Source organism: Rahnella sp. BCC 1045, from assembly GCF_019049615.1.
Classification (GTDB): domain Bacteria; phylum Pseudomonadota; class Gammaproteobacteria; order Enterobacterales; family Enterobacteriaceae; genus Rahnella; species Rahnella contaminans.
The window spans coordinates 96,250-112,075 of sequence record NZ_JAFMOZ010000131.1; the positions used below are offsets into that span (position 1 = coordinate 96,250).

Genomic DNA, 15,826 nt, shown 5'->3' on the forward strand with positions numbered 1-15,826 from the left:
CACAACATATCGATTACATATGGCTATTATGACTAAAAAACCTGGGAAATCGGCGCAATGGGGCGCCGTCTGGCAGCTAATTAAGCCTTACTGGCGCTCAGAAGAAAAGTGGCGTGCCTGGGGCATGTTAACCACGATTATCATCCTCTCGCTGGCCGGCGTATACCTCAGCGTACAATTTAACGAATGGAACCGCGTTTTTTATGACGCGCTGCAAAACAGAAACTATCCGGTTTTCAAAGCCCAGTTGTTCAAATTTACCTGGCTGGCGCTGCTGTTTATCGTCATTGCGGTGTATCGCGTTTATCTGACGCAGGGCCTGCAAATGAGCTGGCGGCGCTGGATGACCGAAGAGTATATGGAGAAGTGGCTGACCAATCACGCCTATTATTACACGGAGTATCAGCATCAGGTCGATAACCCCGATCAGCGTATTTCCGATGACCTGAATTCCCTGACCAGCGGCACGCTTTCTCTGGTGCTCGGGCTGTTGTCGAGCGTAGTCACGCTGTTCTCCTTCGTGTTTATTTTATGGTCTATCAGCGGGCCGCTGTCTTTTGCGATTGCTTCCCATGAATTCACGATCCCCGGTTATATGGTGTGGTTCGCAATCCTTTACGCTGCCGTCGGTTCTGCCATCATCTGGTCGGTCGGTAAACCGTTAGTTCGTTTAGGTTTTAATCAGGAGTGGTTCGAGGCGAACTTCCGTTTCGGGCTGATCCGTATCCGTGAAAACAGCGATGCGATTGCGTTGTATCACGGCGAGAAAAATGAGCACGACCAGCTGACCGGCAAATTTGATTCCATCAAAACCAACTGGTGGTCAATCATGCGCGTCACCCGTCGCCTGAACATTGCCACCAACTTCTACGCGCAGTTTGCCAATATATTCCCGATTCTGGTGGCATCTCCGCGCTATTTCTCCGGTGCAATCCAGCTGGGCGCGCTGATGCAAATTTCCTCGGCATTTGGTCAGGTTCAGGACGCGTTATCCTGGTTTATCAATGCGTTTGATAATCTGGCAAGCTGGAAAGCCACCGTGAACCGTCTGGCCGGTTTCAATGCCGCCATTGATCAGGTGAACGCTCAGCCGCGCGGCATTAAAGTGAGCCAAAACGCAGAACATGCGTTGAAACTTGATAACCTGACGCTGAATCTGCCGGACGGCAGCCCGCTGTTCTGCAACGTTTCTGCGGCCATGAAACCGGGCGAACGCGTGCTGGTTGCGGGGCCTTCTGGTTGTGGTAAATCCACGTTGCTGCGCGCGATTGCCGGTATCTGGCCTTATGGCGCAGGCAATGTTTCGCTGGCCGAAGGTAAGCGCTATCTGTTCCTGCCACAGCGCAGTTATATCCCGATCGGGACGTTGCGCGATGCGCTGAGTTATCCGGACACTGACCGCGAATACACCGACGAGCAGTTGCAGCGCGTGCTGGAACAATGCCGTCTGCCGCATCTGGCGAAAACTGAAGTGCTGGATGACTACGCCAACTGGAGCCAGCGCCTGTCGCCGGGCGAGCAACAGCGTCTGTCGTTCGCGCGCGCCCTGCTGATCAAGCCTGATACGCTGTTCCTTGATGAAGCGACCAGCGCAATGGATGAAGAAACTGAACACCGGGTTTATTCGCTGCTGCTGAGCGAACTGCCGGAAACCTCGGTAATCAGCGTCGCGCACCGCAGCACGGTGGCAAAATATCATCAGCATTGCTGGCAGTTCAAGAATCAGGTAAACGGCCCGTGCGGATTCACCGCTTCGGCGATTTTGGCTGAATAAAATCTGACACCACCGTCCTGTGGTTTCGAAATACAGAAAGGTTGCTGATGTCAGCAACCTTTCTTTTTTGTGTGCTGAAACCCATTTCGCGCAGAAAATCAACAGTCTGCCTGGTTCAAATGTATACCTGACTATACAATTATCCTTAAGTGACTTTCTTTAAATCCGGAGGTTCAGGTCTGATGAAAATAGATAAAAACTCGTTCATACCGCTTTACCTGCAAATCGAGCAGCAACTTACCGAGAAAATCAGCGCGGGCGAAATCAAAGCCGGTGACCCGATCCCGACGGAAGCGGCGCTGTGCGAAATCTACGGCGTATCCCGCATGACCGCACGCAAAGCGGTGGATTATCTGGTGCGTCAGGGTCAGGTCGCCCGTTTTCGCGGGCGCGGCACGTTTGTCGTCGGGCCCGCAAGGCAGGAAAAAATCATTCTGCCGCTCGACCGCCATCTGACCGCCAGCGAAGTCGCGCAGGAAAATAATCAGCGCATCGAAAATCAGGTACTGGAATTTCGCCGGACGCCCGCCAGCGACGAAATCGCCCGCGAGCTGAATATCCCGGCGGGAACGGACGTCTATTTTATGATCCGCCTGCGGTTGCTGGGCGATGAGCCGTTCGTGTATGAACAATGCTGGATGCGCGCCGATAACCTGCCGGATATCAGCCGCGCGGCGATGACATCGTCGAAATACGCCTATCTGCGATCCAAAGGTTTTCAGCCTGCGGGCAGCACAAAACTGATTTCCGCCGAACTACCTTCCAATGAAATCCGCCTGGCACTGAATCTGTCGCGCGACCAGCCGGTGCTGCATTCGCACGCCGTGGTGTCGTTTACCGACGGCACGCTGTTTGAAGTTTCCGACGTCTACTACAACCAGAAAAATTACAGCTTCAGCGTCCATGCCAAAGTTAAAAGCTAGCGGCCATCAGGCTATTCCTGACAACTCCGCCTTCACCAGATTCGCCACCTGTTCAACCTGCGGGCCATAAATAACGTGAACATCCGTTTCGGTGATCCGTTTCACACCTGCCGCACCGGTATTCATTAACGTGCCGTCCTGCACCTGAGCCATATCTTTGACCTTAACCCGTAAACGGGTAAAGCAGCAGTCGACGGCGGTAATATTTCCCTCGCCTCCCAGACCGATAATAATATTTTTGGTTTTCTCGCCGGTTCCCTGCGCCGGTTTTGCACGTTCTTCGGCATCATTTTCATCTTCACGCCCCGGCGTTTTCACCTGCATGCGTAAAATAACCCAGCGGAAACTGAAGTAGTAAACCGGTGCATAGATGATCCCGAGGATCAGCGGATACCACCAGTGCGTTTTGCTGCCGCCCAGTACGCCGAAGATCAGGAAGTCGATCGCCCCGCCCTGCACGTTACCGATCATCACATGCAGCATCTGCATCAGTACGAACGAAAGCCCGGTCAGCACCGCATGCAGGATATACAGCACCGGCGAGACGAAGATAAAGCAGAACTCGAGCGGCTCGGTGATCCCGGTGGTAAATGACGCCAGTCCGCCCGCCAGCATCAGCGCTTTCACACGGCCTTTATGTTCGGGGCGCGCGCAGTGATACATCGCCAGCGCGGCCGCCGGCAGGCCAAACATCATGACCGGAATTTTCCCCTGCGCCAGGAACCGTGTCGCCTGCTGCGTAACGGCGTCCGGGATCATCCCCGGATCGGCCAGTGCGGCATTAAAGATATTCAGCGCACCGACAATGCTCTGATTATCCACCGTCGTTACCCCGCCAATCGGCGTGAAACGCACGGTTTCGTTGATGATGTGATGCAACCCCGTCGGGATCAGCAGACGTTCCGACGTTGCATAAATGAACGTCCCGATTTCTCCCGTGCGGCCAATCAGTTCGCCAACCCACTGAATACCCAGCGCAATCGTCGGCCAGATCAGCGACATAATGACGCCGACAACCGGCAGCACGAGGATGGTAATAATCGGCACGAAACGACGCCCGCCGAAGAAGGCAATCGCCGTCGGCAACACAATCGTATAAAACCGGTTATGCAGCCACATGGTGATGAGCCCGACCAGCACACCGCCCAGCACGCTCATGTTGTAGGTGAAAATCCCCAGCGTGTTGGTGAATTCGGCAGCGTAAATCATCGCGTTACTTTCGGTCATGCCCTTTGCGGTGAGCTTCGCAACGGTAATGGTGTCCGGTGAAATCCCCTGCGCCAGCAAACTGTAATTCACCCCGACGTGCAGCCCGACAAAGCCGATCACTGCGGAAAAGGCCGCCGTGGCCTTTTCTGCATTGGCCAGACCCATCGCGGTAGCAACGGCAAAAAACAGCGGAAGATTGGCGAACAATGCGCCGGAAACCTGACGGATAAACCCGATCACCAGCTGCAAAGTTTTCATCTGGGTAAAGGCTTCGCCGGTCACCGCCGGATTCTGTAACGCGGCCGCCAGCCCTAAGAAGATCCCGGCGGCGGCAATCACCGAGATAGGCGTCATCAGGGCTTTGCCCAGATCGTGAATTTTGCTGCCAAGTTTAATCATCTGAAATCCCTCAATTGGGTGGCTAAAAATAAGCCGTTAATTGAGTTAAGTCACAGAATGTATAGTTGTATAGACATAGAAGTCAGGAGTATGAAAGAGATCACAGTTTTGCGCGGTAAAAGAAGAGTGGGAATGGGATCTTCAGAGGACTTTGAGTGCAGCGGTAAAAGATGCAGATGAACATAGGGGAGGGTGTTCAGCCCACAAGCCCCCTTCAGGTTTAAATAGTGGAATAAGTAAAGACCATCATTAACTTTATGACGTAGAAACCTTAAAAATAAATATATCCAACAAATGAAAATCAACGAAGGGATTAAGAGTATTTACTTTCCAATAGTAAATAACTTAAAAACATCATTGATATGAATAATTAAATAATCATCAACAATAAAAAACTTACCGTAACGCGTTAATCGATCGTTAAAATCTATTGGTGTAGAAAATTGTGACAATGATCACGAATCATTATGGTGCAATAGTTATTCTTCTCTCATTGTTAAGAACGAAATAAATACTGATTTAACAAAAACCGAATAATATATTTCCACCACCACCAACTGATATAAAAGGGAGTCATACCTTGCCGTGGAGAGATCCATCCAATAATAACATTGTAAGCTGGCTATACATTTTTATATTCGCTGCCTGGGGTGGCGTGGTCAGATACATTATAGATGTACGTTCTGGGAAAATATGCCGGAGTTTTGTGGCGGTAATCGCACAGGTTATTATATCTGCATTTACAGGCGTCGTTGCCGGACTCCTATCAGAAAGTATGGGATCGGGATTTCATACCACTCTGGCAATATGCGGTATATCTGGTGCTATGGGTGTTGCCGCTTTGGATTATTACTGGAGGGCACCGCAGATTATTGCGTATTAGCATAATTTACAATGCTGTCAATAATGAATACCAGCTCACCATGAGCTGGTATTTTTTTGAGATATTCCAGCTTAAGCCGATTCGCGTAAAACCAGCTGACTGGAAATAACAATTCTCTGAAAATCCTGGGCCGGTTCTTTGATTTTTTTAATGATAAGCGATGCCGCTTCGTATCCTGCTTCTTCGCCGGGAGATGAAACATACGTAAGGGAAGGAGAAGTCAGGTTGATATGCATCATATCTTCAAACCCTGCTACCGAAATTTGTTGCGAGAGAAAAATATCTTTCCCGATGGTGCGCCCGATACGATGCGCTCCGTTTATACATCCAATGATTGCAGAAGGTGAATGGCATAAAATCGCAGTAATATTATTGTATTTTTTCAATAAGTCGCCCACGGCTGCGGAGGCGGCAAAAGTACTCTCTTCGCATTCGGGAAGCCAATCTTCGCGAAACGGCAAACCATATTGCGCTAATGAATAGCGATATCCCTGCAATCGTTCTTCACGGATCAGGCAGCGTTTATTTCCGCCAAGATAAGCAATACCACGATGACCACGCTCAATAAGATAACGGGTAATATTGATCCCCGCTTCACGATTATTGCATTCGACACTATCCTGAGCACCTTCTACACCTGATTTTGAAACAATCACAACGGGTAAATGACTTTCAATAACCGGATCCGGGATCTTTTTCGACAAATGATCACAAGTGAGATAAATAACGCCGGCAACACCCTGCTGTAGGAAGGATCTCAGGCAGTGGCGTAGCGTTAATTCATCATTTTGTGGCTGACCCAGAAATACCATATACCCCTGAAGCTCAAGATTACGCACAATGCTGGCCATAACCTTCAGAGAAAACGTATCGCTAAAATCATCGATAATCAGACCGATAAGATTAGAAGTATTCGAGCGCAGGTTCGCTGCAGCTACGTTGTGGACATAACCGAGTTCGTCGATAGCCGAACGGATTTTCCCGATAGTCGCTTCAGAAATTTTTCCTTTCTGGCGCAATACCAGAGAAACGGTTGAAACAGAGACGCCCGCCCGTTTCGCGACATCAGTAATGTTTACTTTTTTCATCAGGCCTCTTGCTGCTTTTGTTCTTCTCAATCGATGGCATACGGCCTCCCTGAGGATCCGGAACGTTATTGTCCAATTGTCTCACAGAATGCCCAGGTATTTCAGGGTTACGGGGTTGCCGGCATGACGTATCGAAAGGAATAACCGGGCCAGCAGAGGTGGCCCGTCTCATTCTAGGGCTTAAGCGTGATTTCAGACATTGTCTGGGCAATAAATTGCGCCCTTGCACCAAAAATCACCTGTATGCCTTTGTCTCCGACAAAGACTACGCCTCTGGCACCGACCTGATTCAGGCCATCTTTATTGACTAACTCACTCTTTGCTATCTCCAGACGTAAGCGTGTTATGCAGGCACTGATGGACAGAATATTTTCCTGACCGCCCAGTAACGTTATAATTTCATGAGAAATTTCCGTATCTGTTTTGTCATCACAATTCACCATCACCTCTGTACGGCCTGGCGTTTTAATATCAAAACGTCGGATAACAAAACGAAAAGTGAAATAGTAAATGATCGCCATCGGGATCCCCACGAACACGGCGCTGAGGAAGTGGGTCTGGTAGTCATTCAGAGACGGTAAAATGCCAAAAGAAATGTAGTCGATTAAGCCCGCGGAGAAGGATTTAGCAATATGCGCATGCAGCAGATACATGCACATATAAGAGACACCCGCCATCAATGCGTTGAAGACATACAACACAGGCGCAACAAAAATAAAAGTAAATTCAACAGGCTCGGTGAGCCCCGTCAGGAAACACGTCAGGGCAGCAGAAAACAGAATACCGAAAGCAATTTTCTTATTTTTTGTATTGGCTTCGTGATACATCGCCAGACAAGCCGCCGGCAATGCAAACAACATCAGCGGAAACTCACCCTGCATAAATTTGCCAGCATTCTGGTAGCTATCGCTGCTAAAAGATTTAACCCCTTCCTCCAGCATTTTGAACCAAATTGTCTGATCACCGTGAATGACCTGCCCCGTTTGTGTGGTGTATTCACCAAATGAATACCAGAAGGAAGGATACCAAATGTGATGCAGGCCCAACGGGATAAGTGCACGTTCGACTGTGCCGAAAATAAAGGTCGATAACACCTGATTATCGCCATTGACCACTACAGAAAGCCCGTCAATCCCTGACTGGATGTATGACCAGACCCAGGGCAGTCCCATCCCCAACAAGAAAGACAGAAATGCCGTCGCGATAGCCACAAAACGTTTTCCGGAGAAAAAACCCAGGAATTCAGGCAATTGCAATGTATTGAATTTGTTGTAACACCATGCCGCAAGAATGCCGGAAATCAGTCCACCGAAGACCCCCATTTGCAGGGTCGGTATCCCAAGCACCATCGCATATTTCCCCCCGGCAGCCGCCATTTCCGGCGTGATATGCAGGAGCGTCCCCATCGTGACGTTGATGGTTAACACAGAGACAGCGGCCGATAAGGCAGCAATACCTGATTCTGCGGCTAATCCGACGGCGGAACCAATCGCAAATAGCAGTGGCAGATTGTCAAAAATGACACCGCCCGCATTCATCATCAGAGGTAAATGAAAGCGGTCACCAAAAGCCAGCAAAAGTCCCGCCGCAGGAAGCAATGAAATGGGCAGCATAAGCGCCCTGCCTATCATGGACAGTTTCGACAACGATTTTACAAAACCTGAAAACATCTTCATTAGTAAATATCCCTATTAATTAGTTCGTTAATTCAAGTATAACGTTCTACTATAACGTTATACTTATCATGTCGAAATGGCAGAAATATTGATACTGTGGCCAGTCATTTGGGAATGGATTTTTTTGATAGTGTGAAGCAGCACAGCGAGAAAGCGGTAAAAGACGAGATATTCAGACAAAAAAAAGCCCACATCGGACTGTGGGCACGGGGGTTGCAACTGGCCGTCGTTCAGAGCGGCTGGCAACAAGCAAATGTGAGAACTGCTCGCTCTCGGGTCTTAAGGTAACGGCAGACGGGAAGAACCTTCAGCCTTTTCTGGTAAACGGCAGGTTAAAATGTATAAATTTGTTTGATCCAGATCACACTTCGCCGCGCGACAACAATTCATTTACGTTCAGATGAATCTGCTATAAATCCCGCTTAAGGCCTATTGGTTAGTTTGCTAAGTAACAAATAACCTGCCCTTTGCGACTGCACGAAAAGATTAAAACCTCAATGATACAAGGGGTTATGCCGCAACATTTACCTTCCATTTTGAAACATCGCAACATGCGTCATGACAATAACCTTACACAGCGAATTGTGGCGCTCTCGTATAGTGGGGGACTTGTTGAGAACGGTTATTCTCAATTCCCCAAAAAGAGTGAATTCTATGCGCCTGAAGTTTCTTTCTGTCAGTACGGTTGTACTGCTTTCCGCATGTGATGGTTCCGCCGGTTCTGCTTCTCCGGCGGCACAAGTGCCTGCGGTCAATGTCGTCACTCTGCACAGCCAGCCCGTCACGTTAACTACCCGTCTGCCCGGCCGCACAACCGCGGTGCGCAGCGCCGAAGTTCGTCCACAGGTCAGCGGCGTAATCCAAAAACGCCTGTTTGTGGAAGGCAGCGAAGTCAAAGCTGGTCAGCAGCTTTATCAGATTGACCCCGCCACTTATCAGGCGGCCTATGACCGCGCGATGGCGACATGGAAAAGCGCCGATGCCACCGCGCGCCGTTACAAACCGCTGGTCGAAGCGCAGGCAGTCAGCCGTCAGCAGTATGACGACGCCGTAGCTGCCGAGCGCGAAGCCGCCGCCGATGTCGAAACCGCCCGCGTCAATCTGCAATACACCAAAGTTTACGCGCCGATTTCAGGCCACATCGGACGCTCGCTGTATACCGAAGGGGCGCTGGTGACCAGTGGCCAGACGGCGTATCTGACCACGATTGACCAGCTGAATCCTATCTACGTGGACGTCAGTGAATCCTCACAGGATTTACTCAAACTGCGTCGCGCGCTGGCTTCCGGCAAATTACAGTCGGCCGGTGAAAACGCCGCACAGGCCACGCTGACGCTGGAAGATGGCAGTAAATATGCGCTGCCGGGCAAGCTGGAATTCTCAGAAGTGACGGTTTCGCAAAGCACCGGTTCCGTGACGCTGCGCGCCTCATTCCCGAATCCGCACGACGAATTACTGCCAGGCATGTTTGTTCACGCCGAGCTGCAACAGGGCGTGGATGACAAAGGGATCCTGGTGCCGCAGGAAGCGATCATGCACGACGTGAAAGGTGCACCGTACGTCTACGTGGTGAAAGCCGATAACACCGTCGAACAGCGCTCCGTCACTACCGGCCAGATGATGAATGGCTACTGGCTGGCAAATCAGGGGCTGAACGACGGCGATAAAGTGATCACCGACGGATTACAAAACGTCAGGCCTGGCGCCAAAGTGAATGCCACCGAGCGCAAAGCCAGCGCCCCTGCCGAACAGGCTAATCTCGCGATGACCGATCCTTCTGCGCAATAACGGGTGAGCTGAATGTCTACTTTCTTTATTAATCGCCCGATATTCGCCTGGGTGGTCGCCATCGTCATCATGATCGCCGGTGCGCTGTCGATCATGAAACTGCCGATCAACCAGTATCCGAATATCGCGCCTCCGGCGATTTCCGTCAGCGTCACCTATCCGGGTGCTTCGGCAGAAACCGCGCAGAACACCGTCGTTCAGGTTATTGAACAGCAACTTAACGGGCTGGATAACCTGCGTTACATCGAATCACAAAGTAACAGCGACGGCAGCGCCACAATCATCGCCACCTTCGATCAGGGGACCAACCCGGATATCGCGCAGGTTCAGGTGCAGAACAAAGTGTCTCTGGCCGAATCGCAGTTGCCGACCGAAGTGGTCAATCAGGGGATCCGTATTGCCAAATATCAGGCCAACTTCATGCTGCTGGTCAGCCTGATTTCAACTGATGGCAAAATGAGTAACTCGGATCTGAGTAACCTGCTGGTCACCAAACTTGAAGACCCGATTGTCCGTACCAAAGGCGTCGGCGACTTCCTGGTGCTCGGTTCAGAGTACGCGATGCGTATCTGGTTAGACCCGGCGAAACTCTATAAATATCAGCTGATCCCCAGTGATGTCAGCGCCGCCATCGAAGCGCAAAACGTGCAGGTGTCTTCCGGTTCTCTCGGCGGATTACCGACGGTGAAAGACAGCAAACTCAGCGCCACCATCATCGGCAAAACCCGTTTCGACAGCATTAACCAGTTCAAAAACGTGCTGCTGAAAGTGAACGCTGACGGCTCGCAGGTACGTCTGAGTGATGTCGGGAATGTGGATCTGGGGCCGGAAAGTTATTCCATCTCATCTACCTTTAACGGCAGTCCTTCTACCGCTATCGCCCTGCGTCTGGCGAGCGGCGCGAACGTGCTGGATACCGACAAAGCGGTGAAAGCCACCGTCGCCGGGCTGGAGGATTCCCTGCCTGCGGGCGTGAAAGTCGAGTTCCCGTATCAGACTGCGCCGGTGGTCAGCGCTTCCATTGAAGAAGTGGTGAAAACGCTTATCGAAGCCATCGTGCTGGTGTTCTGCGTCATGCTGTTGTTCCTGCAAAACCTGCGCGCCACGCTGGTCACCACGCTGGTGGTGCCGGTCGTTCTGCTCGGGACGTTCGGGATTCTGGCGGCCGCGGGGTATTCCATTAACACCCTGACCATGTTCGGGATGGTACTGGCGATAGGCCTGCTGGTGGATGATGCCATCGTGGTGGTGGAAAACGTCGAACGTGTGATGACGGAAGAAAAGTTATCGCCCAAAGAAGCCACGATTAAGTCGATGAAACAGATTCAGGGCGCCCTGTTCGGGATCGCACTGGTGCTGTCGGCGGTATTAGTGCCGATGGCATTCTTCGGCGGCTCGACCGGAATCATCTACCGTCAGTTCTCCATCACTATCGTTTCCGCGATGGCGCTTTCGGTTCTGATGGCACTGATTTTCACCCCGGCGCTGTGTGCCACCATCATCAGACACAACGACGAAGAGAAATCTCAGAAAGGCTTCGCCGGCTGGTTTAACCGTAATTTCGACAAAGGCGCGATGCATTACACCCGCGCCGTCGGTACGGTCATCTCCCGCCGTCGTCTGTTTATGCTGATTTACCTGCTGATTGTGATTGCCACCGGCTTTATGTTTACCCGCGTGCCCACCACTTTCCTGCCGGATGAAGACCAGGGCGTGATGCTGGTTCAGGCCACATTGCCGGCCAACGCCTCATCACAACGTACGCAGGAAGTGCTCGATAACGTCCGTGAATACCTGATGGATAAAGAAGGCGGGATTGTGTCGTCGGTGTTCACCGCCAACGGCTTCAGCTTCGCCGGTCGCGGGCAGAACGTCGGTATCGCCTTTGTACAGCTGAAAACCTGGGCGAAACGTCCGGACGCGGCGCAGAAAGTTCAGGCGCTGGCGGGTCGTGCAATGGCGCATTTCGCCACCATCAAAGACGCCCGCGTGTTTGCTTTCGTTCCTCCTGCGGTCATGGAACTGGGTAACGCCACCGGCTTCGACTTCTTCCTGCAAGACACCAACGGCAAGGGTCACGCCGCGCTGATGGCCGCACGTAACCAGTTCCTGCAACTGGCGTCACAGGACAAACGCCTGACCGCCGTGCGTCCTAACGGCATGGAAGATGAGCCGCAATATCAGCTGGAAATTGACGATGAACGCGCACAGGCGTTGGGTCTTAGCCTCGACGACATCAACAATACGTTGTCGGCGGCCTGGGGTTCGGCGTACGTGAACCAGTTCATGTACAACAACCGCGTGAAGCGCGTTTACATCCAGGGCAAGGCGGCTTCGCGTGTCACTCCGGAAGATTTAAACAACTGGTATTTCCGGAATTCCAGCGGCGATATGGTGCCGTGGAGCGCCTTTGGCAGCGGTAAATGGGTTTACGGTTCACCGCGTTACGAGCGTTTTAACGGCGTGTCCTCCGTCGAACTGATGGGCGCACCGGCACCGGGCTACAGCTCGGGCGACGCCAACGACGCGGTAATGGAAATCGCGGCCAAATTGCCACCGGGTTACAAAGTGGCATGGCACGGCCTGAGCTATGAAGAAAAGCTTTCCGGCTCACAAACACCGGCACTTTATACCCTGTCGATGATCGTGGTGTTCCTGTGTCTGGCGGCACTTTACGAGAGCTGGTCGATTCCGTTCTCGGTCATGCTGGTGGTTCCGCTTGGGATCTTAGGCACCATCGGCGCGGTGCTGCTGCGCGGATTATCCAACGACGTCTTCTTCCAGGTCGGCCTGTTAACCACCGTCGGACTGGCGGCAAAGAACGCCATATTGATTGTCGAGTTCGCCAAAGAGCTGCATGAGAACGAAGGCATGTCGGTTACGGAAGCGGCGATTGAAGCGGCCAAGCTGCGTATCCGGCCAATCATCATGACCTCGATGGCCTTTATTCTGGGTGTATTCCCGCTGACGATTTCCAGCGGTGCGGGCGCAGGCAGCCAGCATTCCATCGGTACCGCCGTGGTTGGCGGGATGATTACGGCGACCTTCCTGGCGATTTTCTTCGTCCCGATGTTCTACGTGACGATTGTGAATCTGTTCACCCGCAAATCGAAAAAACAAGACAAGGCGCTTCCTGCGTCTGAGGCAACACACCATGAATAAATCGCATTTCGCGCTGTCACTTATCGGCGCGTTTACACTCACCCTGCTGGCGGGCTGTACGATGGAGCCGCATTATCAGCGCCCTGCGCTGCCGGTCGCCAGCAACTGGGACGGTGCCAAAACCGGTGCCGCACAGGATATCGGCTGGAAAGCGTTCTTCAGTCAGCCGGCGATGAACCAGCTGATTGGTATGTCCCTGAAGAATAACCGCGACCTTCGGGTCGCGGCGTTAAACGTCGATACCGCCCGCGCTGCCTTCCAGATTGACCGCGCCGCGCTGCTGCCGACCCTCGACGCCAGCGCCGGTGAAACCAACCAGCATCTGCCGGGCGGATTGTATTCGACGCAAAGCACCGGACCGGTAACATATCAGCAATACAGCGCCAATCTGGGCGTGACGTCTTATGAAGTTGACCTGTTTGGCCGCGTGCGCAGCCTGCGTGATCAGGGGCTGGAAACCTATCTCGCCACCGAAGCGACGCAGCGCGCAACGCAAATCTCGCTGGTGTCTGAAGTGGCTTCCGGTTACCTGAGTCTGGCGGCGGATAACGACCTGCTGAAACTGGCGATCAATACCGCCAACAGCCAGAACAAATCCTACGAGCTGACCAAACGCAGTTACGACTCCGGCATCAGCACCTCTCAGGATCTGGTGCAGGCCGAAACCACGGTACGCGCGGCGCAGGCCGATATCGCGCAGTACACGCGCCAGGTACGGCAAGACGTGAACGCGCTGACGCTGCTGGTTGGCACCACCATTCCACCGCATCTGCTGGCGGACGCCACCCTGCAACAGGACTGGAAATTCCCGCAGACACCGGCTGGCTTACCGTCTGATCTGCTGACCCGCCGCCCCGATATTATTGCAGCGGAACATACGCTGAAAGCGGCCAACGCCAACATCGGCGCAGCGCGTGCTGCGTTCTTCCCGAGCATTACACTGACCGGCACCGCCGGTTCTGAAAGCGGCAGTCTGAGTAAACTGTTCGACGGAGGCACCGGCGCGTGGTCCTTTATGCCCTCGATCAACATTCCAATCTTCGACGGCGGCGTGAATCAGGCCAATCTCGACATCGCGAAAGACACCAAAAAAATTGATATCGCCAACTATGAAAAAGCGATTCAGACGGCGTTCAAAGAAGTGTCTGATGGTTTAGCCGGTCAGGCGACTTATAAAGACGAACTTCTGGCGCGCCAGCAGGACGCCGACGCCAACCAGCGCAACTACGATCTTTCGCAGATGCGCTTTAAAGGCGGTATAGATAATTATCTGAGCGTACTGGTCGCGCAACGCTCGCTGTACTCAGCCCGGCAAACGCTGATCACCACACAACTTGCCCAACTGAATCAGGACATCAGTTTGTATAAAGCGCTGGGCGGGGGATGGAAGGAGTAGGTTTTGAATTAACGCAAACGCCGACGGAAGCCGGCGTTTTTTTAAACCCGTAGACTCATCATCCCGTAAAAATACTCATCGCAGAATCTTCTCCCCTTTTGACCATGATCGAGACAGGGCATTCGACAACGTGGATGAACTCAATCCCACGCTGCGCGATACCGCGGCCAATGTCGTGCCCCGTTTACGCAATGCCGCAATGATGTCTGCCTGATGCCAGTCAGCGGGTGAAAAATTATCCCAAAACGGGATAAAACCGGAGGAATAGTGTTCAGGTCATTGATAGATAAGATGAAATTTAATATTGATGAGTTAGCTGAGCTAAATACTGATAAAAATTATTTTGGTGGGAATTTTTTCACCGAGTAACCATTAATACCCCACCCCACCCCAGCCCTTCGCAGGAGAGGAAGCCGATCGGGCTTTTAACTCCTCCCCCTGCGAAGGGGGAGGCTGGGAGGGGGTATTAAAAATAAAATCAGAAAGTTAACATTGTCTTTCGACGCATAATTTCATTTCTCAAATGCTCAAGAACTTCAGGTAATTCCTGCATAACCTGAAGATTCGTAAACCGGATAACTTTCATTCCTGAATCACACAGAAAGTCCGTTCTGATTTTATCCGCTGCCATCCCTTTCTCACTGAAATGACTTTCACCATCCAGCTCAACCACCAGCCTCACCTCTCCGGCGTAAAAATCGACGATATAGCGCCCGATCCCATGCTGACGGCGAAATTTAGTACCCAGCGCTTTACACCGGATCGCCTGCCATAAAACAAACTCTGGATAAGTAAGATTTCCCCGCAGATCCTTGCGTAATTCTTTCTGTTTTGAATCATTGAACATGCCACCACCGCGATGTCTTTAATACCCCCCACCCAACCTCCCCCTTCGCAGGGGGAGGAGCCGTACTGAGGGTATCTGCAAATGCGGTGATGATATTTTTCTCACACCAGTGCTGCGGCCTTCATTCCAATCTTTTTTTAAAAGCCCCGCTGTCTTTATTTTAATAAGGCAAAGCGTCCAGATGCACAATAACTTTATAGCTTCCATTATCGAATGAGGATATATCGCCACGAACGCGAAGATATAGATGATCATTGTTGGCTGTGGCCGTGGCCTTGCTGTCAGATGTGACCATGAATGCCCTTTGATCATCAATGTGAGCCATAAAATCAGCCTCACTTTTCGTCGCATCATACAAATAATAGTGGTACGAAAATGACGTCATTGCTCCGGCGCTGGCCTGGGTTATATATAAGGTGACCAGATTATTCACTTTAACCTTCTTATATAACTCCTCTTCCACTGAAAATTTAAGAAAGTGAATGACCCATGCGATTAACATAAACGCAAAAAGTACAGGCACCAAAGCATAGCGTTTTTTAAAACCCCGTTCTTTTTGCATAATCGATACCACACTTTATCCAGAACTGATCGTTTGAGTCGTCACCATCATCTTTAAGCCATAAATATGCCGGGATTGCCATTCTGATAAATTCCTTTTTAAAAAGTGAGGCAATACGT

General features: G+C 51.6%; 11 protein-coding genes and 1 pseudogene. 6 read left to right on the forward strand and 6 right to left on the reverse strand.

From position 1 onward, the window contains the following. The first annotated feature begins 19 nt into the window (after positions 1–19). A complete protein-coding gene (locus J1782_RS15575) occupies positions 20–1,774 on the forward strand; it encodes an ABC transporter ATP-binding protein/permease (protein ID WP_217153474.1) in 1,755 nt (584 codons plus the stop codon). 182 nt (positions 1,775–1,956) lie between these two features. Beyond that, positions 1,957–2,697 (forward strand): GntR family transcriptional regulator, encoded by a 741-nt coding sequence (locus J1782_RS15580; RefSeq protein WP_152325413.1) that lies wholly within the window; start codon positions 1,957–1,959, stop codon positions 2,695–2,697. Between the two features lie 6 nt (positions 2,698–2,703). On the opposite strand, the gene J1782_RS15585 is transcribed toward J1782_RS15580, so the two are convergent. After that, entirely contained in the window at positions 2,704–4,305 is a 1,602-nt protein-coding gene (locus tag J1782_RS15585; protein WP_152325412.1) for a PTS transporter subunit EIIC, read from the reverse strand. A gap of 580 nt (positions 4,306–4,885) precedes the next feature. Between J1782_RS15585 and J1782_RS15590 the strand changes: the two genes are divergently transcribed. Continuing rightward, positions 4,886–5,188 (forward strand): phage holin family protein, encoded by a 303-nt coding sequence (locus J1782_RS15590; protein WP_217153475.1) that lies wholly within the window; start codon positions 4,886–4,888, stop codon positions 5,186–5,188. 71 nt (positions 5,189–5,259) lie between these two features. On the opposite strand, the gene malI is transcribed toward J1782_RS15590, so the two are convergent. Next, positions 5,260–6,276 carry a Mal regulon transcriptional regulator MalI gene (gene malI, locus J1782_RS15595; protein ID WP_165061705.1) on the reverse strand — a complete coding sequence of 339 codons (1,017 nt, stop codon included), beginning with the start codon at positions 6,274–6,276 and terminating at the stop codon, positions 5,260–5,262. 173 nt (positions 6,277–6,449) lie between these two features. Beyond that, positions 6,450–7,952: a PTS transporter subunit EIIC gene (locus J1782_RS15600; RefSeq protein ID WP_217153476.1), complete on the reverse strand. Its 1,503-nt coding sequence runs from the start codon at positions 7,950–7,952 to the stop codon at positions 6,450–6,452. A 654-nt stretch (positions 7,953–8,606) separates the two neighbouring features. Here J1782_RS15600 and J1782_RS15605 point away from each other — a divergent pair. Genes J1782_RS15605 through J1782_RS15615 form a run of 3 tightly spaced genes read left to right on the forward strand, consistent with a single transcriptional unit; the run spans position 8,607 to position 14,298 of the window. Next, positions 8,607–9,740, forward strand: a complete 1,134-nt coding sequence (locus J1782_RS15605) for an efflux RND transporter periplasmic adaptor subunit (protein ID WP_165061702.1) — start codon at positions 8,607–8,609, stop codon at positions 9,738–9,740. Positions 9,741–9,752: 12 nt separating this feature from the next. Continuing rightward, the gene (locus J1782_RS15610) at positions 9,753–12,902 is read left to right on the forward strand and encodes an efflux RND transporter permease subunit (RefSeq protein ID WP_208950571.1); all 3,150 of its coding nucleotides are present in this window, start codon (positions 9,753–9,755) and stop codon (positions 12,900–12,902) included. Continuing rightward, entirely contained in the window at positions 12,895–14,298 is a 1,404-nt protein-coding gene (locus J1782_RS15615) for an efflux transporter outer membrane subunit (RefSeq protein ID WP_217153477.1), read from the forward strand. Before J1782_RS15610 ends, J1782_RS15615 begins: the two co-directional genes overlap by 8 nt. Before the next feature lie 81 nt (positions 14,299–14,379). Here J1782_RS15615 and J1782_RS26395 read toward each other — a convergent pair. The 3 genes and pseudogenes from J1782_RS26395 to J1782_RS15630 form a co-directional block, all read right to left on the reverse strand. Beyond that, positions 14,380–14,550 (reverse strand): annotated as a pseudogene (locus J1782_RS26395) (helix-turn-helix domain-containing protein); the annotation flags it as partial. Between the two features lie 226 nt (positions 14,551–14,776). Next, positions 14,777–15,145 (reverse strand): endonuclease domain-containing protein, encoded by a 369-nt coding sequence (locus tag J1782_RS15625; protein ID WP_152325442.1) that lies wholly within the window; start codon positions 15,143–15,145, stop codon positions 14,777–14,779. A gap of 160 nt (positions 15,146–15,305) precedes the next feature. Beyond that, on the reverse strand, positions 15,306–15,707 hold the full coding sequence (locus J1782_RS15630; protein ID WP_217153478.1) for a hypothetical protein: 402 nt from the start codon (positions 15,705–15,707) through the stop codon (positions 15,306–15,308). Between the last annotated feature and the right edge of the window lie 119 nt (positions 15,708–15,826).

Bases quoted from the DNA above. Each gene is read 5' to 3' on its own strand.
- J1782_RS15575 (WP_217153474.1), top strand. From the start codon at position 20: ATGGCTATTATGACTAAAAAACCTGGGAAATCGGCGCAATGGGGCGCC.
- J1782_RS15580 (WP_152325413.1), top strand. From the start codon at position 1,957: ATGAAAATAGATAAAAACTCGTTCATACCGCTTTACCTGCAAATCGAG.
- J1782_RS15585 (WP_152325412.1), bottom strand. From the start codon at position 4,305: ATGATTAAACTTGGCAGCAAAATTCACGATCTGGGCAAAGCCCTGATG.
- malI (WP_165061705.1), bottom strand. From the start codon at position 6,276: ATGAAAAAAGTAAACATTACTGATGTCGCGAAACGGGCGGGCGTCTCT.
- J1782_RS15600 (WP_217153476.1), bottom strand. From the start codon at position 7,952: ATGAAGATGTTTTCAGGTTTTGTAAAATCGTTGTCGAAACTGTCCATG.
- J1782_RS15605 (WP_165061702.1), top strand. From the start codon at position 8,607: ATGCGCCTGAAGTTTCTTTCTGTCAGTACGGTTGTACTGCTTTCCGCA.
- J1782_RS15610 (WP_208950571.1), top strand. From the start codon at position 9,753: ATGTCTACTTTCTTTATTAATCGCCCGATATTCGCCTGGGTGGTCGCC.
- J1782_RS15615 (WP_217153477.1), top strand. From the start codon at position 12,895: ATGAATAAATCGCATTTCGCGCTGTCACTTATCGGCGCGTTTACACTC.
- J1782_RS15625 (WP_152325442.1), bottom strand. From the start codon at position 15,145: ATGTTCAATGATTCAAAACAGAAAGAATTACGCAAGGATCTGCGGGGA.
- J1782_RS15630 (WP_217153478.1), bottom strand. From the start codon at position 15,707: ATGCAAAAAGAACGGGGTTTTAAAAAACGCTATGCTTTGGTGCCTGTA.